General features: G+C 61.6%; 24 protein-coding genes. 9 read left to right on the top strand and 15 right to left on the bottom strand.

Annotated features, from left to right (window positions below; translation table 11 throughout):
- Window positions 1-319: 319 nt before the first annotated feature.
- The 4 genes from PspS04_RS02725 to PspS04_RS02710 all read right to left on the bottom strand — a co-directional run bounded on the left by PspS04_RS02725 (window position 320) and on the right by PspS04_RS02710 (window position 3,809).
- Window positions 320-1,333 carry an AI-2E family transporter gene (locus PspS04_RS02725; protein WP_095169528.1) on the bottom strand — a complete coding sequence of 338 codons (1,014 nt, stop codon included), beginning with the start codon at window positions 1,331-1,333 and terminating at the stop codon, window positions 320-322.
- Window positions 1,334-1,460: 127 nt separating this feature from the next.
- On the bottom strand, window positions 1,461-1,766 hold the full coding sequence (locus PspS04_RS02720) for a PsiF family protein (RefSeq protein WP_095169529.1): 306 nt from the start codon (window positions 1,764-1,766) through the stop codon (window positions 1,461-1,463).
- 134 nt (window positions 1,767-1,900) lie between these two features.
- Window positions 1,901-2,806 (bottom strand): hypothetical protein, encoded by a 906-nt coding sequence (locus PspS04_RS02715; protein ID WP_159993481.1) that lies wholly within the window; start codon window positions 2,804-2,806, stop codon window positions 1,901-1,903.
- 220 nt (window positions 2,807-3,026) lie between these two features.
- Complete coding sequence (locus PspS04_RS02710; RefSeq protein WP_095169531.1) at window positions 3,027-3,809, bottom strand: AraC family transcriptional regulator; 783 nt, start codon at window positions 3,807-3,809, stop codon at window positions 3,027-3,029.
- Between the two features lie 96 nt (window positions 3,810-3,905).
- Between PspS04_RS02710 and PspS04_RS02705 the strand changes: the two genes are divergently transcribed.
- Window positions 3,906-4,781 (top strand): DMT family transporter, encoded by an 876-nt coding sequence (locus tag PspS04_RS02705; RefSeq protein ID WP_159993479.1) that lies wholly within the window; start codon window positions 3,906-3,908, stop codon window positions 4,779-4,781.
- Window positions 4,782-4,791: 10 nt separating this feature from the next.
- Here the strand turns inward: PspS04_RS02705 and PspS04_RS02700 are convergent, their stop codons facing one another.
- Complete coding sequence (locus tag PspS04_RS02700) at window positions 4,792-5,682, bottom strand: esterase/lipase family protein (RefSeq protein ID WP_159993477.1); 891 nt, start codon at window positions 5,680-5,682, stop codon at window positions 4,792-4,794.
- Window positions 5,683-5,920: 238 nt separating this feature from the next.
- Between PspS04_RS02700 and PspS04_RS02695 the strand changes: the two genes are divergently transcribed.
- Window positions 5,921-6,451, top strand: a complete 531-nt coding sequence (locus PspS04_RS02695; RefSeq protein ID WP_095169534.1) for a ferritin-like domain-containing protein — start codon at window positions 5,921-5,923, stop codon at window positions 6,449-6,451.
- Window positions 6,452-6,516: 65 nt separating this feature from the next.
- Here PspS04_RS02695 and PspS04_RS02690 read toward each other — a convergent pair whose 3' ends face one another.
- Complete coding sequence (locus tag PspS04_RS02690) at window positions 6,517-8,586, bottom strand: AsmA family protein (RefSeq protein WP_159993475.1); 2,070 nt, start codon at window positions 8,584-8,586, stop codon at window positions 6,517-6,519.
- Window positions 8,587-8,975: 389 nt separating this feature from the next.
- On the opposite strand from PspS04_RS02690, the gene PspS04_RS02685 reads away from it, so the two are divergent.
- The 7 genes from PspS04_RS02685 (at window position 8,976) to PspS04_RS02655 (ending at window position 13,928) form a co-directional block, all read left to right on the top strand.
- Window positions 8,976-9,317, top strand: coding sequence for a hypothetical protein (locus PspS04_RS02685; RefSeq protein WP_095169536.1), 342 nt, complete (start codon window positions 8,976-8,978; stop codon window positions 9,315-9,317).
- A 168-nt stretch (window positions 9,318-9,485) separates the two neighbouring features.
- Window positions 9,486-10,118, top strand: a complete 633-nt coding sequence (locus PspS04_RS02680) for a TetR family transcriptional regulator (protein WP_095169537.1) — start codon at window positions 9,486-9,488, stop codon at window positions 10,116-10,118.
- A gap of 201 nt (window positions 10,119-10,319) precedes the next feature.
- Entirely contained in the window at window positions 10,320-10,820 is a 501-nt protein-coding gene (gene ureE / locus PspS04_RS02675; protein WP_159993473.1) for an urease accessory protein UreE, read from the top strand.
- Window positions 10,817-11,491: an urease accessory protein UreF gene (locus PspS04_RS02670; protein ID WP_159993471.1), complete on the top strand. Its 675-nt coding sequence runs from the start codon at window positions 10,817-10,819 to the stop codon at window positions 11,489-11,491. The genes ureE and PspS04_RS02670 overlap by 4 nt, the downstream gene beginning before the upstream one ends.
- Before the next feature lie 23 nt (window positions 11,492-11,514).
- Window positions 11,515-12,129, top strand: coding sequence for an urease accessory protein UreG (ureG, locus tag PspS04_RS02665; protein ID WP_095169540.1), 615 nt, complete (start codon window positions 11,515-11,517; stop codon window positions 12,127-12,129).
- 37 nt (window positions 12,130-12,166) lie between these two features.
- The gene (locus PspS04_RS02660) at window positions 12,167-12,739 is read left to right on the top strand and encodes a HupE/UreJ family protein (RefSeq protein ID WP_095169541.1); all 573 of its coding nucleotides are present in this window, start codon (window positions 12,167-12,169) and stop codon (window positions 12,737-12,739) included.
- 55 nt (window positions 12,740-12,794) lie between these two features.
- Entirely contained in the window at window positions 12,795-13,928 is a 1,134-nt protein-coding gene (locus PspS04_RS02655; protein ID WP_159993469.1) for an AGE family epimerase/isomerase, read from the top strand.
- A gap of 36 nt (window positions 13,929-13,964) precedes the next feature.
- Here the strand turns inward: PspS04_RS02655 and PspS04_RS02650 are convergent, their stop codons facing one another.
- From PspS04_RS02650 to amaB, 9 genes are all read right to left on the bottom strand, one after another.
- Entirely contained in the window at window positions 13,965-14,873 is a 909-nt protein-coding gene (locus PspS04_RS02650) for a cation diffusion facilitator family transporter (RefSeq protein ID WP_095169543.1), read from the bottom strand.
- A 97-nt stretch (window positions 14,874-14,970) separates the two neighbouring features.
- On the bottom strand, window positions 14,971-15,738 hold the full coding sequence (locus PspS04_RS02645; protein ID WP_095169544.1) for an SDR family oxidoreductase: 768 nt from the start codon (window positions 15,736-15,738) through the stop codon (window positions 14,971-14,973).
- A gap of 751 nt (window positions 15,739-16,489) precedes the next feature.
- Complete coding sequence (locus PspS04_RS02640) at window positions 16,490-17,206, bottom strand: ABC transporter ATP-binding protein (RefSeq protein ID WP_095169545.1); 717 nt, start codon at window positions 17,204-17,206, stop codon at window positions 16,490-16,492.
- Window positions 17,203-18,075, bottom strand: a complete 873-nt coding sequence (locus tag PspS04_RS02635) for an ATP-binding cassette domain-containing protein (protein ID WP_095169546.1) — start codon at window positions 18,073-18,075, stop codon at window positions 17,203-17,205. Before PspS04_RS02635 ends, PspS04_RS02640 begins: the two co-directional genes overlap by 4 nt.
- Entirely contained in the window at window positions 18,068-19,375 is a 1,308-nt protein-coding gene (gene livM, locus PspS04_RS02630) for a high-affinity branched-chain amino acid ABC transporter permease LivM (RefSeq protein ID WP_095169547.1), read from the bottom strand. The genes PspS04_RS02635 and livM overlap by 8 nt, the downstream gene beginning before the upstream one ends.
- 3 nt (window positions 19,376-19,378) lie before the next feature.
- A complete protein-coding gene (locus PspS04_RS02625) occupies window positions 19,379-20,293 on the bottom strand; it encodes an ABC transporter permease subunit (protein WP_095169548.1) in 915 nt (304 codons plus the stop codon).
- Between the two features lie 229 nt (window positions 20,294-20,522).
- The gene (locus tag PspS04_RS02620) at window positions 20,523-21,656 is read right to left on the bottom strand and encodes a branched-chain amino acid ABC transporter substrate-binding protein (protein WP_095169549.1); all 1,134 of its coding nucleotides are present in this window, start codon (window positions 21,654-21,656) and stop codon (window positions 20,523-20,525) included.
- 363 nt (window positions 21,657-22,019) lie between these two features.
- Window positions 22,020-23,303, bottom strand: a complete 1,284-nt coding sequence (gene amaA / locus PspS04_RS02615; protein ID WP_095169550.1) for an L-pipecolate oxidase — start codon at window positions 23,301-23,303, stop codon at window positions 22,020-22,022.
- An 89-nt stretch (window positions 23,304-23,392) separates the two neighbouring features.
- Window positions 23,393-24,883 carry an L-piperidine-6-carboxylate dehydrogenase gene (gene amaB / locus PspS04_RS02610; RefSeq protein WP_095169551.1) on the bottom strand — a complete coding sequence of 497 codons (1,491 nt, stop codon included), beginning with the start codon at window positions 24,881-24,883 and terminating at the stop codon, window positions 23,393-23,395.
- Between the last annotated feature and the right edge of the window lie 7 nt (window positions 24,884-24,890).

Below are 24,890 nucleotides of genomic sequence, written 5' to 3'. Positions count from 1 at the left end.
TAGCCGCACTGGGCCAGGGAAGGCCCATTGCGGCGGCCCCCCAAATCAATGTCGGAGTACGGGCATGCCGAGCCTAAGCGAGGCACCGAGTGGTGGGGTAAGAGCGTTTTGCTTACTTTTGCGCTTCTCAAAAGTGAGCCGCCGTCAGGCGGAACCATAGGAGGCCGTTACCGCAAGAATAGATATGTACTCGGTCTAATCCTACTTCCTGGTCGGCCCCGAGGTCACTACGCAAGCAGGTTCTCACTCCACAGGTGCAACGTCGCATCACAGCGGTGTAGATACCTATGCCCATCGCGGGCACCCCACATCTCGCAGATCAAACCATCCCCGCCTGCTTCAACTCACTCTTGAGATACGCGTAGTAAATCGGCCCTGCCACCACCCCCGGCAAGCCGAACGCAGCTTCGAATACCAGCATCGCCAGGAGCAACTCCCACGACTTGGCACTGATCTGCCCGCCGACGATCCGTGCGTTGAGGAAGTACTCCAGCTTGTGGATGAAAATCAGGTAGCCCAGCGCCGCCATCGCCACCCAGATCGACAGCGATAAGCCGACGATGGTGATCAGGGTGTTGGACATCAGGTTGCCAATCACCGGCAGCAAGCCAAGCAGGAAGGTCAACACGATCAGGGTCTTGGTCAGCGGCAGGTGAATGCCGAACATCGGCAGGATCACCGCCAGGAAGATCCCGGTGAAGAAGGTGTTGAGCAGGGAAATCTTGATCTGCGCAAAAACGATGTTGCGAAAGGCCTGGACCAGCAGGTGCAGGCGGTCGAACAGCGCGGCAGCCAGGGGTTTGCGCTTGGTCAGGTCCGGCACCCGCTGCAGGGCAATGATTGCCCCCAGCACCATACCGATCAGCAAGGTGACGAACATGTGCGCCGCGTCCTTGCCCACCAGCTGCAGGTCGCTCAGGTGTTTGCTCAGCCATTCACCGATGGCCACGCGGAATTCGGCGGCACTGGCCGGCAAATAGGCGTCGACGAACGGCGGTAGCTGGCCGCGCGCCTTATCGACCACGCCCATGAATTTATCCAGCGACGCCCCGGGATTTTCCGCTTCATGCAACAGGAAGCTGAAGGCGCCGGCAAAGATCAACGCCAGCACACTGACCACCAGCGTACCCAGCAAGGCCACCGCCAACCAGCGCGCACGCCGCCCTTCGATCAGCCGTTGCAGTTGGGGGGTGAGCATGTTGACCAGTTCGTACACCAGCAACCCGGCCAGCAGGCTGGGCAACAGCCGCAAGGGCAGGACCAGCAGCAAACCACCAAAAATGATCACCCAACTGACTACCAGCAACACGTGACGCTGAGAAAACGTTGGCATACAGCCTCAAAACAAACGGCGTTAAAGGATTGGCAGTCTGCCAGCGTTCGGCCCTTGAAGCGAGCGGATGGCCGATATCGATCGGCACCACTGGCTTGAACGCTGGCCGCCAATTTGCCCTGGTAGTTTATTTTTTCTTCAGGCAATCACTCATGAAGGTTTTACGTGCCTCGCCGGTCAGCGCCTGGGTGGCTGCGGTGGCGTTGCAGGTTTTCATCTTCTCTTGTTGTGGGGTCAGGGCCTTGGCGTCATTGGCTGCCGGCTGCGCTTTGAGGCAATCGCTCATGAAGGCTTTGCGCTCGTCGCCCTTGAGGGCCTTGGTGGTGGCGTCGGCGTTGCAGGTGGTCATTTTGTTCTGTTGCGCCGTGGCGGCAAAACCCTGGGAGCAGAGCAGCAAGCCGACCATCAACAACGGGATACGCAGCATCTTCATGGAGACTTCTCCTGGTTGCTGCGCCGAGGGGCGCAGCTTGAACTGCAGTGTAGACAACAGCTGTTACAGGTTCATCCAGGAGCAGCAAACGTCAGGGCGCGATTAACCCACCCCGGTCCCGGCTTCGCAGCTCGTCAGACGGGGCCAATCGCCTGTACGTATTCCTCATAAGCCTTTATTCGGCGCTCAATGAGCTCGGCGCGAAAGCGTTCGAAAGACACCGGCTGCCCGCCGGGCTCACGATAGGTAGCGCCCAGTGCATTCGATGAGGTCCATTGGGCGTAAGAGCCTTTCTGATGCAACTTCGCAACCTTGATTGAACGCAAGGTCGAGTCATCGGTGCCCCGCGCGGGTAACGTCGGAGGACCTGGTGGCGTGTCATTGATAAAGCTGTACTCGGCAATCGCCGGCCCGGGCTCCAGGCTGATCACGGGATCAGGATCAAAGCCGAAGCAACCCTCCTGGGCCAGGTGTGCAGCGGGCAGTTCTGGCCAGGAGTCAGCGACCACCAACTCGGCGGGCTTGCTCAGGTCACCGATGAGCACGTATTGGTGGTCAAAATCGCTGGCCCTGACAATATGCACCGCAGCAGATCTTGGCTGGCTGGCCAGAATCGAAAAGGTCACCTTGGAGTTTTCCGAGCAGTTGCCGCCCATGATTTTCATCGCGGCCTGAGCTGCCTCGCCGATGGTCAGTTCGGCGGTGGCCTGGCCGGTCGCCAGGTCGATCTTCCTGAGGTTTTTCAGTTTGGCGATGGCCGAACCGCCTTTTTCCCAGATGCTCGGCCTTTGATTGCCGGACAGGGGCAGCAGCTCCTTGCTCCGGGCGACGGTTCGTTGTGCCAACTGCAGATTGGCCATGGTTGGCGCGTCCACTTCAATCACTCTGCCTGGCTGCACCGGCAGATCGAAAAGCTGCGCATAGCTAAACAGGTCTGCTGCGGTATCTGACCGAGTTCCCTCGGCCGTCGTCGACTGCGCCAGCGCATCGTACTCACTGGCACGCCCGGTTTGCTTCAGATAACGCGCGGTCATGGCCAACTCCCGCTGAGCAGCGGACAGTTCCCCTCGTTGCTCGCTGAACGCATTGTCCAACACGCTGGAAAACTGTTCAGGCGTCAACAGCCCGTTCAATTCGGGTAAAAGCTCGATACTTTGCCTGAGTCTTTCTATGGCCAAGGGGCTTTCGCGCGCGTACGCGTATGAAACGTCTGGCTAATGCGTAAACACGCAATCTTTAAATCCCGCGCCATCGCACAATTCAAAACCCTTTGTTTCGACGATAGTGTTCCGGCGAACAACCGGCCTGGCGCTGAAACATCGCGGTAAAGGCCGAGGCCGTGCTGTAGCCCATATCGAAGGCGATTTCCTGGATGCTGCGTGAACTGTCCAGCGCCTCGATCGAGGCCAGAAAGCGCAGGCGCTGGCGCCACTCGCCGAAACCCATGCCCAGTTCCCGCAGACATTGACGCGCCAGCGTCCGCTCGCTGATGTGCACGTGCGCGGCCCATTGCGCCTGCGTGCGGTTGTCACCTGGGGCCGCCTGCAACGCTTCAAGCACTGCCGACAACGCCGCGCTGCGGGCGTAGGGCAGATAGCCGTTGTGAACCGGCGCCTGGTGCAGTTGATCTATCAGCACTTCGGCCAGGCGCTGATCGGCAGCCAAGGCGGGGATTTTCACATCGCGCGCGGCGAAATCCTTGAGGATCGCCTTGAGAATGTCGCTGATCGCCAGCGTGCAGGCCTGCGCCGGCAACTCGCGACACACCTGGGGCGCCAGGCACACCGCGCGATAGTTGATTGGCTGATCACTGTAGAAACTGTGCTCGGTCTGCGGCGGCACCCAGATCGCATACTGGGGCGGAGACATGAAGCGGCTGCCGCCAACTTCCATGTGCAGCACACCATGGGCCGAATACTCCAGCGTGCCCCATGGGTGGCGGTGAGCGGCGGCATACAGGTGCGCGTCGAAATCGGCATAACGAAAGTACACCGGGGCGGGCAGTTCGCTGAAATCCAGCAGATCAATGTGTTTACGGCTCATGCTGTCCGGATTCAAGGGCAGGTTGTCTGAATGCAAGTATAGGCCTTGATCCAGACAGGCGGATAATCCCCCCTCATTAATGCTCTGGTTGTCCTCATGCAATACGCTTATCCCCTGCTGGCCATTTTCATCTGGGCCGGCAACACCGTAATCACCAAAATGTCGGCCGGGGCGATCTTCCCCGCCGAGATCGGCTTTTATCGCTGGCTGCTTGCCGGCCTGCTGTTCACCCCGTTCATGCTCAAGCCAGTGCTGCAGCATTGGCCGCTCATCCGCCCGAACCTGGGCAAGATATTTGTCCTCGGCGTACTCGGCATGGCGGTGTATCAAAGCCTGGCGTACTTCGCCGCGAGCCTGACCTCGGCCACCAACATGGGCATCATCCTGTCGCTGATGCCGCTGATGTCACTGGCCATGGCCATCATCAGCCTCGGTCAGCGCCTGACCGCCGGGGCGCTGGTCGGAGCGCTGCTGTCATTTTCCGGGGTGCTGGTGGTGGTATCGTCCGGTAGCCTGGCGACGCTGCTGGAGCATGGGCTCAACCTGGGGGATGCAATGATGCTGATCGCCACCCTCGCCTATGCGATCTACAGCACCCTGTTGAAAAAATGGCAACTGCGCCTGCCGCCCCTGGTGCTGCTCTACCTGCAAGTGCTGGTGGCGGTGGTGGTGCTGTTTCCGCTGTTCGTCGCCTCGCCGAAAACCGGCCTGACCCTCCACAATGTGCCCCTGGTGCTGTACGCCTGCCTGCTGGCCTCGATGGTTGCGCCGCTGGCCTGGATGCAGGCCGTGGTGCGCCTGGGGCCAAGCCGGACCACGCAGTTTTTCAACCTGCTGCCGTTGATCACCGCACTGATTGCCGCCGTGGTACTGCACGAACAACTGGCGCTGTACCACCTGGTGGGTGGGGCGCTGACCCTGGGCGGGGTGATTGTGTGCGAACGCTGGACCCGGGTGCTGGGCCGCAGATGATCGGCTGAGGCTAGACGCCCGCCGCCTTCAACCGCTGCGCATGTTCGACAAACAGGCGCACCGGGTCCGCGCCCTTGCCCACCAGCCCGAGCGACTGGTTGACGATGTCGAAGTGATCCAGCGGGAAATCATCACCGATGACCGTGCCCAGGTGCGAGCTGTAGCGCCCGACCATGCCGTCGCAGTGCCCGGCCTCGCGGACGAAGGTACGGGCAAACAGACGGCAACTACGGTTGGTGCCGTCGATCAGGTTGCCGCCACGATCGGTGATACCCGGCTGCAGGGTGCCCGACCACGAGTAATAACGCACACCATTGACCTCCTCGGGCCCCTGCCCGCCCCAAGTCTGCGGCAAGCCCTGTGGATAGCATTGGTTGAACAGTGCCACCCCGGCGCTGGTCAGCGAGTTGTGAGAGGCGTGCACATCCACTGGCCATCGGCGCACGTGGTGGCCGGTCTCCAGCAATCCCATCAGCCAGGCGACGCCTTGTAACAGGGCACTCAGCAGCCGACCCTTGGCGCTCTCGGGCGGGTAGTGCTGGTGCAGGTAGTCCGCCAGCTCCGAGCCGTGGTTGGGACCGGCCACCGAGGTCACCGAGGCCACCAGGTCGGGGCGTTTGGCGGCGGCGTAGCGGGCGGTCAACGAGCCTTGGCTATGGCCGATCAGGTTGACCTTGCTGGCGCCGGTTTCCCGCAGGATCGCCTCGATCTGCAGCAACAACTCTTCGCCGCGCACCTCGTTGGAGTTGACCGGCGACACCTGCACCGCAATCACCTTGGCCCCGCCCCGCCGCAGCGCCGGGATGATCGCGTACCAGTATGGATACAGCACCAGGCGAACAAACCCGAGCATTCCCGGGACCAGCACCAAGGGGTAGCGAGTGGCAGTGTCTTGCGACATGGGCAAACATCCTTGTGATCGATGGGAAAGCCCGGGAGGGGATGCAAGACGTTGGCCATGACTATCGCCAGCCAGGATGACGCCTTCACGACCACTCTATGACATTCCCCCGCGCCCGCCTCAACCTCGTCATCGTGGCTCGCAACATCCGATAAAACTTTTCTCGCGGCCCATCACTCACACCTAAGGAGCACGCCAACAGAGCGTGATGCCGAGTGATCCGCCCGAGGAGATAGAGATGAGTGAGCAACAGTTGTCTGATATCAACACCCTGCGCCAGCGGGCGCGCACCCACGTCGAGAACGGCGCCGTGACCGAAGGCTATAGCGCCGACCGCGAGGAGGTGCTGCGCCTGCTCAATGAGTCGTTGGCCACTGAGTTGGTCTGCGTGCTGCGTTACAAACGTCACTACTTCATGGCCGATGGCCTAAAGGCTGCGGTGGCAGCCCAGGAGTTCCTCGAACACGCCACACAGGAAGCCGAGCACGCCGACAAACTTGCCGAGCGTATCGTGCAACTGGGGGGTGAACCGGAATTCAATCCGGACCTGCTATCGAAAAACTCCCATGCGCAATACATCGCCGGCAATACCCTCAAGGAAATGGTCTACGAGGACTTGGTGGCCGAACGTATCGCCATCGACAGTTATCGCGAAATCATTCAGTACATCGGTGACAAGGACCCCACTACCCGCCGCCTGTTCGAAGATATCCTGGCCCAGGAAGAAGAACATGCCGACGACATGGCGGACTTGCTGAAGGACTTGTAGGTTCGCCTATTCAGCCTTGTTGTGCCCAATCACAACAAGGCTCCAACACTCGTCAAACCCGCAGATCAGTCCTTCACGGTCTTCGGCGCCTTGCCCGACTTCATCTGCTCCAGCAACGGTGCACACTGATTCGGTTCGCCACCACTGGGCGCCACCAGCGCCAGCAAACCGGCCGCCGGGCCGGCAATGACCCCCAGCGCCACCATCCCTGCGCCGCGCAGCATCAACGGCACGCCCTTGACCCCGGCATCCGGCTTGATGAACTTGCCGCGCACGTACAGCGGTGAACGCAAGGAGATCAACCGCCAGCCCTTGGACTCGGGGGTGATGGTCAGGTCCAGTTGTTCGCTGGCCATGTTCGCCGTGCCGTCGATGTAGATGATCGCGTTCTCCGTGTCGAACACAAACAGGCGCGTGGTCGCCAAACCGCTCTTGATCCCGAAGTCGGCAGCCGCACAGTTGATCTTCACTTCCTTGTCGCCAAAGATTTTGCCGACCAGGTAGTTGCCCACGTTCAATCCGGCCAGCTCCATCAGTTCACGGCTGATCGCGCCGTCGTTGATCAGCATCTTCAGATCGCCATTGGCGCTGCCCAGCAACGCTGCCACCGAATTGCCCCGCCCGGTTATGTCGGCATCGCCATTGAGTTCGCCGAAGCTGGTTTTCATCGGTTCAAAGGTCGGGAACAGCTGCTTGAGCTTGAAACCCCGCGCGCTCAGTTTGGCCCGGCCTTCCAGCGGCGTGGTCTGGCCGTTGAGGCGGATCTGTGCGTCCAGCTTGCCGCCCGCCACGCCAAAACGCAGTGGCTGCAGGTTGAGCTGGCCGTCATTGAGGATCACGTGGGCATACAGGTCATTGAATGGCAGTTTCTCGCTGTGGACGATGCGCTTGCCGGTGAATTCGACATCAGCGTCCATATCGCGCCAGCGTTCAGTGCGGAACTCCTCCACTGGCAGCAGCTTATCGGCCGGCTGTTTGCTGTCGCCGCCGCGGGCTTTTTGCTTGGCGTTGGAGTCGGCGCCGATCAGGGGCGCGAGGTCGGCGAACAGCAGTTGATTGGAGACCAGTGCACCGCTGAGCTTGGGTCGTGGCTGGCTGGCCACGTAGGCCAGGTTGCCATGGATGTCGCTGCCGCCGATGGTGCCGTTGAAGTCTTCATAGCGGAACTTCGCCCCCTCCGGTGCCCGCAGGTTGGCGATCAAATGACCGTCGGTAGCATAGGGCGAGGAGTCCGGCAGGGTGATGCCGGTCAATGGGTAAAGGTTGCCCAGGCTGCTGCCCGCCAGTTTCAGGCGCAGGTCCAGCGCGCCGAGGTTCAGCGGATCGGTCAGGGTCCCGGCCAGTTCGACCCGAGTATCGGCAATCCGCACTTGGGCCTGCAGTGGAAAGGGCTTGGCGGCGTCCTGCAAAGCCAGCAGGCCGCCGATCTTGCCCTGGCCCGACAGCGCCTGGCCGTGGTACTGGCCTTTGACCTGCAGGGCAAACGCATAATCCTGCGGCGCCGCCCCCTGGTCCTGGGCTTTTTTCGCGGTCTTGTCGCCGACGATATCGCTGAACGGAATTGGCTTGCCCAGTGGGTCGATCAGCAGGTCGAGACGGGTCTTGAGGCTTTGATCGTCCAGCGTCACGTGGCCCTTGTCGAAGCCGATCGCGCCGATATCCACCACCCAACTGGAAGGTTCGGCATTCGGGTCCTTGGGGTCGAAGGTGAAGGTCCAGTTGGCGCGCCCATCCGCCAGGCGCTGCAGCTGGGCATTGGGCTCGGTCAGATCGATGCGCGGAATCACCACGCGCTGCGCCAGCAGGGCCAGCGGCGAGATCCGCAGCTCGACGCGCTTGAGGCTGACCATCTGCGGTTGTTTGGACCAGTGCGGGTTACCCAGGCTCAGGTCCTCGGCCACCACATGCGGCCATGGCACCCAGGCGCGCCAGCCACCCTCGTCGAGTTCGCGCTGCCACACCACTGACAGGTTGCCATTGATCGCAAAGGGCCGATGCAACTCCTCCGAGACCTTGGCATTGAGCGGCGGCTTGATCCGGTTCCAGTCGAAGAACGCGATGACCAACACCAACACGGCGATCAACAACACGAGACTGGCAAAGACCCAGGCGAGAATTTTACGGGTGCGCGTCATTGCACAAAGCTCCTGATGACTGCTCGGCGCCCGGACCGCGACGCTCGATAAAAATCCTAGGCCATAAATCGACCGACTATGAAAACTACGACTGGCAAATGGCCCGCAGGTTTAACCAAAAACCCGATTCAGCGCTAAATAGCCGCTTTTTTCCTGACCGACTCGCCAGAATCCTGTTACCTGGGTCGCACTTTGACGGCGCACAAGCGGGTCGAAAATACCCAATCCGCTGCTGAAACGTTCCCCGCAAACCCGCGTTCTAGAGGCGCTCGGCAGAACAATCAATTCTGTTGATTATTACCATTGTCTTTATGAACTTTTATATCGACTTATCGAGAGTAGCATTGGCTCCGTACCCACTTTATCGCCCCCACACGGAGCAACCGACCATGAAACGCCAATTACTGCTGAGCCTGACCCTTTCCCTCCTCGCCGCTAACGCTTTTGCATTGCCAGCGGCCGAGCAAGCCACCCCACAAGCCAAAGCCGAACACTCGGTGTTCAGCCAGACCGTTGCCGAAGGTGGTTCCGACCGTCTGCTGGAACGCAACAAAATCGCCGCCGATGGCTACGACCGCACCCCACAAGGCCAGACCGTTGCCGAAGGCGGCCGTGATCGCCTGGAAGAGAAAGGCCTGGTTGAAGATGGCTACGACCGTACCCCACAAGGCCAAGTTGTTGCCGAAGGTGGTGGTGACCGTGTCATCGAACGCAATAGCGCAGTGAGCTGAGCCCATGGTGGCCCTGAAAAAAGCCCGATTCCCTGGAGTCGGGCTTTGACTTTGCGTCAACCGCAACGCCCCGCTACGCCCTTGCTGTCTCCTGCCACTGAAGTTCGACGCCAGCAAAGCTGATTTGCTAGAGTGCGCCGCTGTCCCTGATTAGAAGTCAGCCGCCTGATGCTGCCCCGCGCCGAACAGAAACAACAGACCCGCAATGCCCTGATGGACGCTGCCCGCCACCTGATGGAGTGCGGCCGAGGATTCGGCAGCCTGAGCCTGCGCGAAGTAGCGAAAACCGCCGGCATAGTCCCCACCGGCTTCTATCGGCATTTTGCCGATATGGACCAACTGGGCCTGGTGCTGGTCAGCGAAGTTGGCCAGACCTTCCGCGAGACCATTCGCCTGGTGCGCCACAACGAGTTCGTCATGGGCGGGATCATCGATGCCTCGGTGCGTATCTTCCTCGACGTGGTGGCCGCCAACCGCTCGCAATTCCTGTTCCTGGCCCGCGAGCAGTACGGTGGCTCCCTGCCGGTGCGCCTGGCCATTGGCCAATTGCGCGAGAACATCAGTGCCGACCTGGCAGCGGACCTGGCCTTGATGCCCAAGCTGCAACACCTGGACCTGGCCGGCCTGTCGGTGATGGCGGACCTGATCGTCAAGAGTGTATTCGCCACCCTGCCCGACATTATCGATCCTCCCCTCGAAGCACTGCCCGAGCATCTGACCCCGCAGGCGAAGATCACCCAACAATTGCGCTTCATCTTTATCGGCCTCAAGCATTGGCAGGGGCTGGGCAGCACCGAATAAGCCCGCCGGGCCCCGTCGCCTGATCGCGCGACAAAAAGGTGCGTCCGCACGCCCTCGCGCACCAAACCACGCCACACCATCCCCCCTGGCCCCGCACCACTTTCTAGCATTCACGGGCTAGCCGAGGAAATTTCCTGCAACCATTCCTGTTGGCAAGCCCCTTGCTCTAAACCCTGCATTGTCCTTTGCCGGAAGTTTGCCATGCTGGTGATTCATCGCAGAATCGACCCTCAACCCCTCTGGGCCGCCGAGTTGCACCTGAACTTCGAGGCCCGCAGCAAAAGCCGCCTGCGTTGTTTTAGTGCCGCGGGGGAAGATGTCGGCTTGTTTCTGGAGCGCGGCCAGCCCCCCCTGTTCAACGGTGAATGCCTGGAGGCCGAGGACGGTCGCATCGTGCGGGTCTGCGCCCGCCCTGAACAACTGCTGCACGTCACCTGCGCCAACGCCTTTGAACTGACCCGTGCGGCCTATCACCTGGGCAATCGCCACGTCGCCCTGCAAGTGGGCGATGGCTGGCTGCGCCTGCTCGACGACTATGTGCTCAAGGCCATGCTCGAGCAGTTAGGCGCCCGCACCGTCAGTATCGAGGCGCCGTTCCAGCCGGAGCACGGTGCCTACGGTGGCGGCCATCACCATTCGCGCCACGGCGACGAAGACTTCAACTACGCCCCCAAACTGCATCAGTTCGGCGTACGCCTGTGAATCCCGCCTGGGCGCTGCTACGCCTGGCCAGTCCACAGTTGCCGATTGGCGGCTACAGCTATTCCCAAGGCCTGGAAATGGCGGTGGACAACGGCCGCGTCAGCGACCCGTCGACCGCCAGGCGCTGGATCAGCGACCAGTTGCTGCTCAACCTCGCACGCTTTGAGGCGCCCTTGCTGCTCGCCCACTGCAACGCTGCCGCCAGCGCAGACTGGCCGCAGTTGTCGAGCCTCTGTGAGCAGCACCGCGCCAGCCGCGAAACCCGCGAGCTGCACCAGGAAAGCCGGCAGATGGGCTACTCCCTGCAACAACTGCTCAGCGGCTTGCCGGAGTTGGACCCACCTGCCCGAGCATTTCTCGAGCGCTGCCACGAGCCCCATCTGGCCCTGTGCTGGGCGCTGGCCGCCCGCGCTTGGCACATCACACCGCAGGACGCCCTGGCGGCCTGGCTGTGGAGCTGGCTGGAAAACCAGCTGGCGGTGCTGATGAAAACCCTGCCGCTGGGCCAGCAAGCGGCGCAGCGCCTGACCAGCCAATTGCTGCCGCTGCTGCAACAGGCGCAGCAGGACGCCAGCCGAATCAATCCCGAACACCTCGGCAGCGCCGCGTTCGGTCTATCCCTGGCGTGCATGGCCCATGAGCGCCAGTACAGCCGCCTGTTCCGTTCCTAGGGCCGGTCATTTTGGAGAATCACATGAACACACAACCTCTGCGTGTCGGTATCGGCGGCCCGGTCGGCTCCGGCAAAACCGCCCTGACCCTGGCCCTGTGCCTGGCGCTGCGTGAGCGCTACAACCTGGCGGTGGTGACCAACGACATCTATACCCGCGAAGACGCCGATTTCCTGGTGCGCAACCAAGCGCTGGCCCCGGAGCGGATCATTGGCGTGGAGACCGGTGGCTGCCCGCACACGGCGATTCGCGAAGACGCCTCGATCAACCTGGAGGCGGTCGATCAACTGAACCGGCGCTTTCCGGGACTGGACCTGATCCTGGTGGAGTCCGGCGGCGACAACCTGTCGGCGACCTTCAGCCCCGAGCTGTCCGACCTGACCATCTACGTGATCGATGTTTCGGCGGGTGACAAGCTGCCGCGCAAGGGCGGGCCGGGGATCTGCAAGTCCGACCTGCTGGTGATCAACAAGATCGACCTGGCCCCACTGGTGGGCGCCTCTTTGAGCCTGATGGACAGCGACACCCAGCGCATGCGCAACGGCAAACCCTTTGTCTTCAGCAATCAGAAAACCGGCCAGGGCCTGGAACAGATCATTGCCTTCATTGAACGCCAGGGCCTGCTGACCGCGGCCTGACAGTTATCCACAAGACACTCGCAAAGGAAGCCTATCCATGACACTCAAACGCCTATTTGCCGCCGCGGCCCTGCTGCTCACCCCGGCCCTCGCTTTCGCTCACCCGGGCCATGGCGACAATGGCTTACTGGCCGGCATCAGCCATCCCATCGGCGGCCTCGATCACCTGCTGGCGATGCTCGCCGTCGGTTTGTGGGCTGCGCAACAACAAGGTGCCGCACGCTGGGCACTGCCCTGCACGTTCGTCGGCACCATGCTGCTGGGCGGATTTCTTGGGTTCGAGGGCTTGAGCCTGCCGGCCCTGGAAAGCGGCATTGCGGCCTCGGTGCTGGCGCTGGGCCTGGCGGTGGCGCTCGCGGTGCGACCAGCCCTGAGCCTGGCCGTTGGCGCGACCGCCCTGTTTGCCCTGTTCCACGGCGTGGCCCACGGCCTGGAGCTACCCGAGATGTCCAGCCCGTGGACCTACGCCGGCGGCTTCGTCATTGCCACCGCCAGCCTGCATGCTGCCGGGTACGCCCTGGTGCGCGTGTTGCCACAAGCCGCCGCGCCGCTGGTACGCCTGGCCGGTGCAGCATCGGCGGCGACCGGGGCCTGGCTGCTCGCGGGGTAAGGGGGGCAGCTGCTACCATGTCGCGCAAACACTCCTGCCGTGACGACGCCAGCCAATGCCCGATGCTCCCCGCTCCGCCTCCCAGCCTGAACTGACCGCTCTGTTTGCCACTGTGCAGCAGCATTTTCGCGGCGTGATCGTGCCTCTGTGGCAGGGTCCGGGCTGGAATGCGCAGATAGCATTGCCCTACGAAGCCCTGGATGCCCGGCACCAGCCATTGCCGCCCCAGCGCTATCGGGCCATGGCCTGCGCGCGCCAGTTGTACCTGTTCGCCAGCCTGATCGGTGAAGTGCCGGCGGCCGAGGAACGGGCTGCGGCGCTGTTCCGTTCGTTGCAACAGCACTTTCATGATAGCGAGCATGGCGGCTGGTTCTACAGCATCGACCCCCAGGGTGCACCGCTGGATCAGCGCAAGGACCTCTACACCCACGCCTTCATCCTCTTCGCCTGCGCCCATTACTGGGCCAAGGTGCGTGAGCCGCTGGTGGAGTCGGTGCTCAACGCCGCCCTGCAGGTGCTGGCCCAGCACTTCGCCACTGGCAACGGCCTGTACGAAGCGAGCCTGGACCGCGACTGGTCGTCACTCGGCGCAGGCCCCCTGCAAAACCCGCTGATGCACCTGGCCGAAGCCTTCCTGGCCACCCTGGCGGTGCGCGAGGACCTGGCCGTCGAGGCGGCACTCAAGGCGTTGTGCGCCGCCATGCAGCAGCACTTCATCGACCCGCAGCATGGGGTGATGATGGAGAAGCCGCTGGGGGCTGTGGATAACTGGTTTGAGCCGGGGCATCAGTTCGAATGGTTTTTCCTGCTGGACGCCTCGCCGACCCTGCGCGGCTCGGCGCTGCATGCTTCGCTGGACCGCGCCTTCGCCTTCACCGAACAACGGGGGGTGGAGCCGCAGACTGGGGCCGTCGCCGCCATGCTCGACCTGGTGGAGGGTCAACAGCCGCGCGATGCCACCCAGCGCATCTGGGCCCAGGCCGAATACCTGCGTGCCCTGACCTTGCGCCCGGCCAGCCAGGCTGCGCTGTTGCACCAGTTACAAGCCTTGCAGCAACGTTTCCTGCACGCCGGCGGCTGGCACGAATGCCTGGACGCCAGCGGTACCGTCAGCCGCCAGGATATGCCGTCGACCACGCCCTACCACCTGGCGACCTGTTATCGCGGGTTGGCTGAGTATCTGGGTTGAGCTAAACACCGCTTTCGCGACAAATCGCCTCGGTCGTCAGCCAGCAATCCACTTCGGATCAGCGGTAAAGCTGATGGTCAGCCATCGCGCGGCATCCGGCTTGCCCAATTGCGCCGAAATCTGCTCACGCAGGGCATCCAGCGTCGCCACGCCCTCCAGCCGGTAATCCACCGGCAACACCACGTGAATCTCGATAAACCGCGCCCGCCCGTGTTTCTGCACATAGCTGACGTAGTCGGCAAAACCGTGCTCGGCCTTAGCCGCGTCCATTACCTGGCGCACCTTGTCATCCAGTTGATCGGGGGCGATGCCCAGCACATCGCGCAGCGCCGGGCGCAGGATCTTCCAGGCTGGAGCCAGCATGCTCAAGGCCAGCAGGATCAGGATCAGCGGGTCGACGTACAGCGCCCACTGGCCATACCCCTGGGTCTTGAGCAGCAGCGCCGTGAGAAAGCTCACCAGCAAGCCCACCGATAGCATTGCATCCACCAGCCAGCTGATGTTGTCGAACTGGATCAACGTGGACTTGAGCGCGCGATTGCGCTGACGGATGTAGAAGAAATAGGCGAACTCGACAACGGTAAACACCGCCGCATAGACGATCACCAAGCCCAACTCGATCTCGCGGCCACCGTTGATGATGCCGAACACACCGTTGAGAAAGGCGTAGATCGCAATCAGCAGCAGGAAGCTGCCTTCAATCAACAGCACCATGGGCTCCAGGTGCCAGAAACCGAACTGGAAACGCTGATTGCTTTGCTTGGCGATCAGCTTGGCGGTGATCAACATCAGGACCTTGATGAAGGTCGCGATCAACGAAAAGAAACCATCGAACAGGATGGATTGGGACCCGGAAACAAAACCCGTGACGATCCCGGCGATCGCCACGGCCAACATCAGGACGGTCGATTGCTTGAGCAGTGCCTGCTCACCTCGGTTACTCACATGGCCTCCTTGTGAACCCGGACAACCGCGACATGCGGTGGGGGTTCAACAAGGAGTGTACCTTATGCCCTGTTTTGGCCGAATCGGCGCCTGCGTCTTACCCCTTGGCGTTACGATCAATCGCAAAGCCACCCCAGGTCTGGCTCACGGGCATCAGTTCCAGGCGGTTGATGTTGATGTGCGCCGGCGCGTTGAGCACCCAGAAGATGGTGTCGGCAATGTCTTGCGGCTGGATCGGCTCAGCCCCGGCATAGGTCGCGTCGTAGCGCGCCTGGTCGCCAGCAAAGCGCACCAGCGAGAACTCGCTTTCGCACAGGCCCGGCTCGATGTTGCTGACACGCACGCCAGTGCCCTGCAGGTCGCACCGCAGGTTCAACGAGAACTGTTTGACGAAAGCCTTGCTCGCGCCATACACGTGGCTGCCCGGGTACGGGTAGTTGCCGGCGATGGAGCCCAGGTTGATGATCCCGGCGCCACGACCGTGGGCGATCAGGCGGGGCAACAACAGACGCGTGCTGTACATCAGGCCCTTGATGTTGGTGTCGACCATGGTGTCCCAATCGTCGAGGTCGCACTTGGGTGCCGGGTCCACGCCCAGGGCCAGGCCGGCGTTGTTGATCAGCCCGCGCAGCGTGGCAAAGGACGGCGGCAGGTTGGCAATGGCCGCTTCCATCGCCTGGCGATCCCGCACATCGAGCACCAGGCCATGGACCTCGGTCTGCTTCGACAATTCGGCGCACAGGGCATTCAGACGCTCTTCACGACGCCCCGTCAGCACCAGTTTCCAGCCAGCCTCGGCAAAACGACGGGCGCAGGCTTCACCAAAACCGGATGTGGCGCCGGTAATAAACAGGGTGTTGGACATCGTGCTCTCCTGGATTGGGCTGATCCACAGCCTTGAAATCGATTAACTAGCGGCAGCATGCCCGGCCACGTTCCGAGGGGCAACCTCGGGTTTTCTGGACAAAAAACAACCAACTCGGCCGAGCCCTTGTGGACCGCGGCCCGCAGCCAACTGCACGCACCTTATCCACAGCCCCGTCCACAATCTTTGGGGGCAAGTGCAAAAGCCTGGGCACCGCTATCCACAAGGCTTTGCGGGCAGATTGAAAAGTTTTTTGCTTGACCGAGGCCGCCCCACGTGTCGCCCTCCCGGGTTGAACCCGACCGGCCGGTCAAATTGGCGATGGCTTCAAGCCAGCAAATTCGCTGCTTTGCGAAGTCTTTCCAGAGTTTAACCACAGACTTATCCACAGGCTGCGAGGGCGATTTTCACCTGCATCCGGCGGCCAATAAAAAGGTTGACAATCCAGGCTCAGGGCCATGCAAAAGCAGCTGTACAAAAATCAACCACAAGCTTGCAAGCCACGTAAACAAAGGCCCGCAGCGAGTTGCACCCACGTTACCCACAGCCAGCTCCACAGCAAACGGGGACAAGTCAAAACTGTGGAAAAACAGCCATTTGCAGCGTCTTTATGTCGCGCTTTGACAGCTGTTGAATATTGTTTTCCACATTTTCCGTTTCACCCCGAAAATCCACGATCAAGCCTCCATAACAACAAAAAAAACGCCCTGAGGGCCGGAGCCGTCAGGGCGTTGGTTTGCCGCTTGCCGGTCTAGTGACCGCCAAGGTAAGCGTTGCGCACCTCTTCGTTCACCAGCAGCTCCTTGCCGGTACCGGTCAGGCGGATCTGCCCGTTGACCATCACATAGGCGCGGTCCGACAGGCGCAGGGCATGGTTGGCGTTCTGCTCGACCAGGAAAATGGTCATGCCGGTCTTGGCCAGCTCGCGCAAGGTGGCGAAGATCTGCTTCACCACGATCGGCGCCAGCCCCAGGCTCGGCTCATCGAGCAACAACAGCTTGGGCCGGCTCATCAAGGCACGCGCAATGGCGAGCATCTGCTGCTCGCCACCGGACATGGTCATGGCCCGCTGGGTCCGACGCTCCTTGAGTCGCGGGAACAGCTCGAACATGCGCTGCATGTCTTCGCTGGCGTACTTATCGCCGATGGGAATGGTGCCCATCAGCAGGTTTTCCTCGACGGTCATGTCGGGGAATACCCGCCGTCCTTCCGGCGACTGCGCGATGCCGTTGGAGGCGATGTAGTGGGACGACTTGTGGGTGATATCCACCCCCTGGTAGATGATCTGCCCGTCAGCGGCCCGGGGCTGGCCGAAGATCGACATCAGCAGGGTCGATTTACCGGCACCGTTGGACCCGATCAGGCTCACGGTTTCGCCTTCGTTGATGTGCAGCGAGACTTTTTTCAGGGCCTGGATTGGCCCGTAGAACACGTCCAGCTCCTTGAGTTCGAGAATCGGTTGGCTCATACCAGCTCCTCTTCATCGGCACCCAGGTAGGCGGCGATCACTTTCGGGTCGTTGCGAATGGCTTCGGGTCCGCCCTCGGCGATCACGTTGCCGTGGTCCAGCACCACGATGTGGTCGGAAATGCTCATTACCATGCCCATGTCGTGTTCAATCAGCACCACGGTCAGATCGTGCTCGTCGCGCAGCAGCCGGATCATCGCGCTCAGCGCTTCGGTTTCCTGAGGGTTGAGACCGGCGGCCGGTTCGTCGAGGCAGATGATCTGCGGCCGCGTGCACATGGCCCGGGCGATTTCCAGGCGGCGCTGCTGGCCGTAGGACAGTTCACCGGCCAAGCGGTTGGCGCAGTCCACCAGGTCAACCACTTCCAGCCAATAGAACGCGCAGTCCAGCGCATCGCTTTCGGCCTTGCGGTAGCCCTTGGTGTTGAGGATCCCAGCCAGCAGGCTGCGGTTGACCCACATGTGCTGGGCCACCAGCAGGTTTTCCAGCACTGACATTTCCTTGAACAGGCGAATGTTCTGGAACGTACGCGCCAAGCCGGCGCGGTTCACCAGGTGAGTGCCACCGAACATCTTGTAGTACAGCCGGCTGGCGAAATTTTTCGGCGAGACGAAATCGCTGGCCTTGAAGGACTCGCCCAGCAACTGGATGACGTTGGTAGCCTGGCCACGGGTATTGAGTTCGATCTTGCCGCCGGAGGCCTTGTAGAAGCCGGTCAGGCAGTTGAACACGGTGGTCTTGCCGGCACCGTTGGGGCCGATCAGGGCAAAGATCGAATTGCGATGGACCTTGAGGCTGACGTCACTGAGGGCCTTGATGCCGCCGAAGTGCATCATCAGTTTTTCTACCGAGAGTACGACTTCACTCATGGCGCTGCCCTCTTTCATACGCAATGGCACCTTTACGTGGAGTCACACCGGTACGGCTGATCCGAATCAGGCCGCGCGGTCGCCAGATCATCATCAACACCATCAGGATGCCGAACAGCAGCACCCGGTACTCGGCGAAGCCGCGCAGCAGCTCCGGGGCCACGGTCAGCACGAACGCGGCGATCACCACGCCGATGGTCGACCCCATGCCGCCGAGCACCACGATCGCCAGGATCAGTGCCGACTCAAAGAAGGTGAACGAGGTCGGGTTGACGAAGCCCTGGTAGGTAGCAAAGAACACCCCGGCCAGGCCCGCGGTCGAGGCACCGATGGTGAACGCCGAGAGCTTCACCAGCACGTGGTTCAGGCCCATGGAGCGGCAGGCGATTTCATCTTCGCGCAAGGCCTCCCAGGCGCGGCCGACCGGCATGCGGGTCAGGCGATGCTTGATGTACAGCACTGCCAGCACCACCAGGAACAGCACCGCGTAGATGAAGTAGTACTTCACATCCGGGTTGTAGGCGATCCCGAAGAACTCATGAAATGGCACCCCGCCCTCTTTGGCGCGCTTGCCGAACTCCAGGCCGAAGAAGGTTGGCAGCGGTGCAGCCATGCCGTTCGGACCGCCCGTCAGCGACAGCCAGTTATTGAGGATCAGGCGGATGATTTCACCAAAGCCCAGGGTCACGATGGCCAGGTAGTCGCCGTGCAGGCGCAGCACCGGGAAACCGAGGATGCAGCCGGCCAACGCGGCCGTGATCGCCGCCAGTGGCAGCACCGTCCAGAAACCCAGCCCGAGGTATTGATAACCCAGCGCCAGGCCATAGGCACCGATGGCGTAGAAGGCCACGTAGCCCAGGTCGAGCAGCCCAGCCAGGCCCACCACGATGTTCAGGCCCAAGCCCAGCAGCACGTAGATCAGGCCCAGGATCACTACACCCAGCAAGTAGGAGTTGGAGAAGAACGGGAAGACCACGGCGATGACGATCAACAGCGGGATGATCCAGCGCAGCCGCGACTTGTAGTCCGGCGCCAGCACGTGCACGCCGGAGCCGGTGGACTCGAAACCTTCGAGGATCCGCCGGCCCTTGGGCGACTGCAGGAACAGGCTCAGGGCGAAACGTCCGGCCATGACCACGGCAATGATCCAGGCAACGCGCTTGGGTTCCAGGTTGAAGCTGTAGCCATCCAGCACGACCCCGACAATGGGGCCAAAGACGATCAGGGCAATCAGGCCGGCAAGAATCGCGTCGACCACACTTTCTTTGACATCAATGGATTTTTTATGGGTTGAAGACATCGCTTACACCTTCGACACAAGAGGACGGCCGAGCAGGCCTTGGGGCCGAAAGACCAGAACAAGTACCAGCAGCGAGAAGCTGAAGACGTCCTTGTAGTCCGAGTTGACCAGACCGGAGAACAACGACTCGGAAATGCCCAGGATGATTCCGCCGAGCATCGCCCCGGGCAGTGAGCCGATACCGCCCAGGACCGCTGCGGTGAAGGCCTTGATGCCGATGACGAAGCCTGCGTAGAAGTCGAAGGTGCCGTAGTTCATGGTGATCAGCACGCCGGCCAGGGCCGCCATCGCTGCACCGATGATGAACACGTAGGAAATCACCCGGTCGGTGTTGATCCCCAGGATCGAGGCCATCTTGCGGTCTTGCTGCGTGGCACGGCACATGCGGCCGAGCTTGGTGTACTTGATGACGTAGGTCAGCAGCGCCATGCCGGCGAATGCCGCGACCAGGATGAAGATCTTGGTGTAGGTCAGTTGCACGAACCCGTCACCGATGTCCACGCGCCAGGCACCGGTCAGCAGTGTCGGAACCCCTTGTTGGCGGGCGCCCTGGCTGATTTGTGCATAGTTTTGCAGGATCAGGGAAATACCGATGGCACTGATCAGCGGTGCCAGGCGGGTCGAGTTGCGCAGCGGTTTGTAGGCGACACGCTCGATGACCCAGCCATACACCCCGGTAACGATGATGGTGAAGATCAACGTGCCGAGCATCAACAGCGGGAAGGATTCGATACCGAAGTAAGCCAGCAGTGCCAGACTGATTGCCGCGAGGTAAGCGGAAATCATGTAAACCTCGCCGTGGGCGAAGTTGATCATGCCAATGATGCCATAGACCATTGTGTAGCCGATGGCGATCAGGCCATAGACCGACCCGAGGGTCAGGCCATTGACCAGTTGCTGCAGGAAAATACCATCCATAACGCTATCTCACGCAGTGAGAACCCGCACCCTTGTCGGGGTGCGGTTCTTCTAAGGAAAATACAGATTTACGTCGCAGTAATGTCAGACAGGCCACCGCAGCCCCCTTGTGGGAGCTGGCTTGCCAGCGATAGCGGTAGATCATTCAACAGAGTTGTCGACTGTCAGGCCGTCATCGCGGGCAAGCCCGCTCCCACAGGGAATGTGGCGTCCGCTTGATCAAGTGCCGTTATTTCTGTTTTTCCAGCTGGTGGTATTTACCGTCCTTGTCCCACTGGTAGACCACGTAGTCGGAGACTTTCAGGTCGCCCTTGGCGTCCCAGGTCTTCTCGCCCATCACGGTCTTGACCGGGTTGGCCTTGAGCCACTTGGCGGCGTCTTCGCCCTTGTTCGACTTGGCGCCGTTGAAGCCTGCAGCCAGGGCCTGGACCGAAGCGTAGGCGTACAGGGTGTAGCCTTCAGGCTCGGTGCCAGCCTTGCGGAAGGCATCCACGACCGTCTTGCTCTCTGGCAGCATGCGTGGGTCGGCGCCGAAGGTCATCAGCACACCGTCGACGTATTGCGGGCCGCCAGCGGTGGTGACCAACTCGTCGGTGACGATGCCGTCATCGGACATGAACTTGACGTCTTTCAGGCCTTCGGTACGCAGTTGCTTGACCAGCGGACCGGCTTCCGGGTGCAGGCCGCCGAAATACACCACGTCGGCACCGGCCGCGCGGATCTTGGTGACCACGGCGCTGAAGTCTTTTTCGCCACGGGTCAGGCCTTCATACAGCACCGGCGTTACGCCGCGCTTTACCAACTGGGCCTTGGTTGCGTCCGCCAGGCCCTGGCCGTAGGTGTCCTTGTCGTGCAGCACTACGACTTTTTTGCCCTTGAGCACATCGACGATGTAGTCGCCGGCCACGATGCCTTGCTGGTCGTCACGCCCGCACATACGGAACATGGCGCTCAGGCCGCGCTCGGTGACCTGTGGGTTGGTGGAACCCGGGGTGATCGCGATGATCCCGGCTTCGTCGTAGATTTCCGAGGCTGGAATGGTCGAGGAGGAGCAGAAGTGACCGACCACGCCGGCAACTTTCTGGTTGGTGAGGTCCTTGGCGACCGTCACCGCCTGTTTTGGCTCGCAGGCGTCATCGCCCTTGACCAGCACGATCTTCTCGCCATTCACGCCGCCTGCGGCGTTCACGGCGTCGGCCGCTGCCTGTGCACCCTTCATGTACTGCTCGCCAAATGCCGCGTTGGCGCCCGTCATCGGACCCGCTACACCGATCTTGAGGTCGGCCTGAGCAAACGCAGAAACACCCAACGCAGCAGCCACTGCGAGAGCCAGAAAGCCTTTCTTGTAAAACGTCTGGGACATGAGGTGGTGCTCCAAGGTTTTTTTTAGTTGGCACTGCAACTTCACTGAATGCTCAGAGCAAGGGCCGTGCCATCGGTTTTTTATTCTTGAGCAAGTCGTTGCCTTATTGTTTTTTCGACAGTTTTGGGCCCATTTTCATTGGGCGTGCAACCGTCTAGATCGCAGAAGGTGAAACCGTTATTTTTTAAGGGTGAAACCTTCGCGTGCCACCATTGCAACCGTCAGCAGAAACGACGTGCAACCAACCTGTAACAGCCCGCGTCACCGAACTGCACACTGCTGGTGCGGGACTGCTACAACCCGCACCATTACAGGCTAGACGTTACCGCCGAAAGTGCCGCGCCCAAGGGCAAATTCCCTTGTTTAAATGACAATCCGCAGGCACTGGCCCGCGTGATAGAGGGAGAACCCGGTTTCGTACAGGCAACTGCGCAAACCCACACCCAGCACTGGCTGCATGGGCGCGAAAGGAATCGGCAAGGCTTGCGGATCGCCGTGGCACAGGTAGTCGGCGAAGGCTTTGCCGACCACGGTACCGGTGGTCACTCCACGGCCGTTGTAGCCAGTGACGGCGACCAGGCCGGGTGCTGGCTCGAACAGGCGCATCAGATGATCGGGGGTAAAGGCGATGCAGCCGGTCCAGGTGCACTCCCAGTCCACCGGTTTGAGGTAGGGGAAATAGTGTTGCTGCACCCGATCGGCCCAGGCCTTGAGGAACCAGGCGGGCTTGCGGTTGCCATTGCCCAGGCTGCCGAGCAACAGGCGACCGTCCTGGTCACGGCGAATGCTGCTCAGGACCTGGCGGGTGTCCCAGGAGCCCTGGCCGCCTGGCAGGATCTGCTGCGCGGCTTCTTCGGTCAGGGGCGCCGAGGCGACCTGGTAGTAGTAACCCGGGAAAAAATTACGCCGCAGCTCGGTCCAGTCACCCTCGGTGTAAGCGTTGGAAGCGATCACTACCTGTTCGGCGAGAACCGCGCCCTCGGCGGTGTGTACTGCCCACAGCTGGCCCTGGCGCTCCAGCCGGGTCACCGCTGAGTGGTCGAACAACTGGCCTCCCAGGTCGGCGGCGGCCTTGGCCAGGCCACTGGTGTAGGCCATTGGATTGAGTGTGCCAGCGCGGCGATCAAGCAGCGCGGCGGCAATTTTCCTGGTCCCGGTGGCTTGCTCGCAGGCCGCTCCGGTCAACAGTTCGACCGGGGCGCCGCGACGTTTCCATTGCGCTTCGCGGCTGCGCAGATCGGTTTCGCCAGTACGGTTGTGGGCCATGTGCAGCGTGCCCTCACGGCGCAACTGGCAGTCGATGCGGTACTTGTCGATCAGGCTGAACACCAGCGCGGGGGCCGCGCCGAGCATACGATTGAGCTGGCTGCCGACGACTTCGCCAAAACCCTCTTCAATCTCGTCCGGGGGAATCCACATGCCGGCGTTCACCAGCCCGACGTTGCGCCCCGAACCGCCCTGGCCGCAGCGCTGAGCCTCAAGTACACAGACGCTCTTGCCCTGTTCCAGCAAATGCACGGCCGCCGACAAGCCGGTGAAGCCGGCGCCGATCACGCAGACATCGGCCCGCACCTCGCCCTTGAGCGCCGCCCGGTCAGGCCGTTGCGGCGTCAGTTTTTCCCATAAGCATTCTTCGCGTAACGGCATTGCAAGCTCCTGTCGGAGCAGCTACGAGCCGCAAGCTACAAGCCGCAAGCCAGTTTGCTTGAAGCTCGCAGCTTGTAGCTGGCCGCTGCTTAATCAAACGTAATGCCCTGGGCCAACGGCAGTTCCAGCGAGTAGTTGACGGTGTTGGTCTGACGTCGCATGTAACCGCGCCACGCATCGGAGCCCGACTCGCGGCCGCCGCCGGTTTCTTTCTCGCCGCCAAACGCGCCGCCGATTTCCGCACCGCTCGGGCCGATGTTGACGTTGGCGATCCCGCAATCGCTGCCCACCGCCGACATGAACTGCTCGGCTTCACGTACGTCAGTGGTGAAGATGCACGACGACAGGCCTTGCGGTACAGCGTTGTTGAGGCGCAGCGCTTCGGCGAAGTCGTTATAGCCGACCACGTAGAGGATCGGCGCGAAGGTTTCGCTGCACACCACGTCGCTTTGCTCGGGCATTTCGACGATGGCTGGCGAGACGTAGTAGGCGTTGGGGAACTGCGACTCGAGCTGGCGCTTACCGCCGAATACTCGGCCGCCTTCACTCAGGGCCTGCTCCAGGGCGTCCTGCATGTTGTCGAAACTGTGTTTGTCGATCAGTGGCCCGACCAGGTTGCCTTCCAGCGGATGGCCAATGCGCACCTTGGAATAGGCGGCCTTGAGACGGGTGACGATCTCTTCCTTGACCGATTCGTGGGCAATCAGCCGGCGCAAGGTGGTGCAGCGCTGGCCAGCAGTGCCGACGGCACTGAACAGGATGGCCCGGACCGCCATGTCCAGGTCGGCGCTTGGGCCGAGGATCATCGCGTTGTTGCCACCGAGTTCGAGAATGCTGCGGGCGAAACGGGCGGCGATCTTCGGCGCCACTTCGCGGCCCATGCGGGTACTGCCGGTGGCACTGATCAGGGCTACACGCGGGTCGTCCACCAGCGCTTCACCGGCATCGCGGCCGCCGATGATCACCTGGCTGAGGTAGGGCGGTGCATCACTGAAATTCTTCAGCACTCGTTCGAACAGCGCCTGGCAGGCCAGTGCGGTGAGTGGGGTTTTCTCCGACGGCTTCCAGATCACCGGGTTGCCGCACACCAGCGCCAACGTGGTGTTCCAGGCCCAGACCGCGACCGGGAAGTTGAACGCACTGATCACCCCGACCACGCCCAGCGGATGCCAGGTTTCACGCATGTGGTGGCCCGGGCGCTCGGAGGCGATGGTCAAGCCATAAAGTTGGCGGGACAAACCGACGGCGAAGTCGCAGATGTCGATCATTTCCTGCACTTCACCCAGACCTTCCTGAGTGATCTTGCCGGCTTCCCAGGACACCAGCTCGCCCAGGTCGGCCTTGTATTCACGCAGGACCTCACCGAACTGGCGCACCAGCTCACCGCGGCGCGGCGCTGGCACCTTGCGCCACAATTCGAATGCATGCTCGGCACGACTGACCTGCTGCTCGACTTCGGCGGCACCTTCCCAGTTCACCGAGGCCATCTGGCTGCCATCGACTGGTGAATGCACGGGCTGTTTGCCATTCTGGTACAGGGCCGGGTTTACCCCCAAACGATCAAGCAATGCGGCAACCATGGGTCAC

The organism is Pseudomonas sp. S04 (genome assembly GCF_009834545.1).
In the GTDB taxonomy this organism is placed as follows: domain Bacteria; phylum Pseudomonadota; class Gammaproteobacteria; order Pseudomonadales; family Pseudomonadaceae; genus Aquipseudomonas.
The sequence above is the reverse complement of the archived record's forward strand: the minus strand, read 5'-3'. Positions and strand labels throughout refer to the sequence as shown.

Coding starts and splice junctions, on each gene's coding strand:
- PspS04_RS02725 (WP_095169528.1), bottom strand. CDS start 1,333: ATGCCAACGTTTTCTCAGCGTCACGTGTTGCTGGTAGTCAGTTGGGTG.
- PspS04_RS02720 (WP_095169529.1), bottom strand. CDS start 1,766: ATGAAGATGCTGCGTATCCCGTTGTTGATGGTCGGCTTGCTGCTCTGC.
- PspS04_RS02710 (WP_095169531.1), bottom strand. CDS start 3,809: ATGAGCCGTAAACACATTGATCTGCTGGATTTCAGCGAACTGCCCGCC.
- PspS04_RS02705 (WP_159993479.1), top strand. CDS start 3,906: ATGCAATACGCTTATCCCCTGCTGGCCATTTTCATCTGGGCCGGCAAC.
- PspS04_RS02700 (WP_159993477.1), bottom strand. CDS start 5,682: ATGTCGCAAGACACTGCCACTCGCTACCCCTTGGTGCTGGTCCCGGGA.
- PspS04_RS02695 (WP_095169534.1), top strand. CDS start 5,921: ATGAGTGAGCAACAGTTGTCTGATATCAACACCCTGCGCCAGCGGGCG.
- PspS04_RS02690 (WP_159993475.1), bottom strand. CDS start 8,586: ATGACGCGCACCCGTAAAATTCTCGCCTGGGTCTTTGCCAGTCTCGTG.
- PspS04_RS02685 (WP_095169536.1), top strand. CDS start 8,976: ATGAAACGCCAATTACTGCTGAGCCTGACCCTTTCCCTCCTCGCCGCT.
- PspS04_RS02680 (WP_095169537.1), top strand. CDS start 9,486: ATGCTGCCCCGCGCCGAACAGAAACAACAGACCCGCAATGCCCTGATG.
- ureE (WP_159993473.1), top strand. CDS start 10,320: ATGCTGGTGATTCATCGCAGAATCGACCCTCAACCCCTCTGGGCCGCC.
- ureG (WP_095169540.1), top strand. CDS start 11,515: ATGAACACACAACCTCTGCGTGTCGGTATCGGCGGCCCGGTCGGCTCC.
- PspS04_RS02660 (WP_095169541.1), top strand. CDS start 12,167: ATGACACTCAAACGCCTATTTGCCGCCGCGGCCCTGCTGCTCACCCCG.
- PspS04_RS02655 (WP_159993469.1), top strand. CDS start 12,795: ATGCCCGATGCTCCCCGCTCCGCCTCCCAGCCTGAACTGACCGCTCTG.
- PspS04_RS02645 (WP_095169544.1), bottom strand. CDS start 15,738: ATGTCCAACACCCTGTTTATTACCGGCGCCACATCCGGTTTTGGTGAA.
- PspS04_RS02640 (WP_095169545.1), bottom strand. CDS start 17,206: ATGAGCCAACCGATTCTCGAACTCAAGGAGCTGGACGTGTTCTACGGG.
- PspS04_RS02635 (WP_095169546.1), bottom strand. CDS start 18,075: ATGAGTGAAGTCGTACTCTCGGTAGAAAAACTGATGATGCACTTCGGC.
- livM (WP_095169547.1), bottom strand. CDS start 19,375: ATGTCTTCAACCCATAAAAAATCCATTGATGTCAAAGAAAGTGTGGTC.
- PspS04_RS02625 (WP_095169548.1), bottom strand. CDS start 20,293: ATGGATGGTATTTTCCTGCAGCAACTGGTCAATGGCCTGACCCTCGGG.
- PspS04_RS02620 (WP_095169549.1), bottom strand. CDS start 21,656: ATGTCCCAGACGTTTTACAAGAAAGGCTTTCTGGCTCTCGCAGTGGCT.
- amaA (WP_095169550.1), bottom strand. CDS start 23,303: ATGCCGTTACGCGAAGAATGCTTATGGGAAAAACTGACGCCGCAACGG.
- amaB (WP_095169551.1), bottom strand. CDS start 24,883: ATGGTTGCCGCATTGCTTGATCGTTTGGGGGTAAACCCGGCCCTGTAC.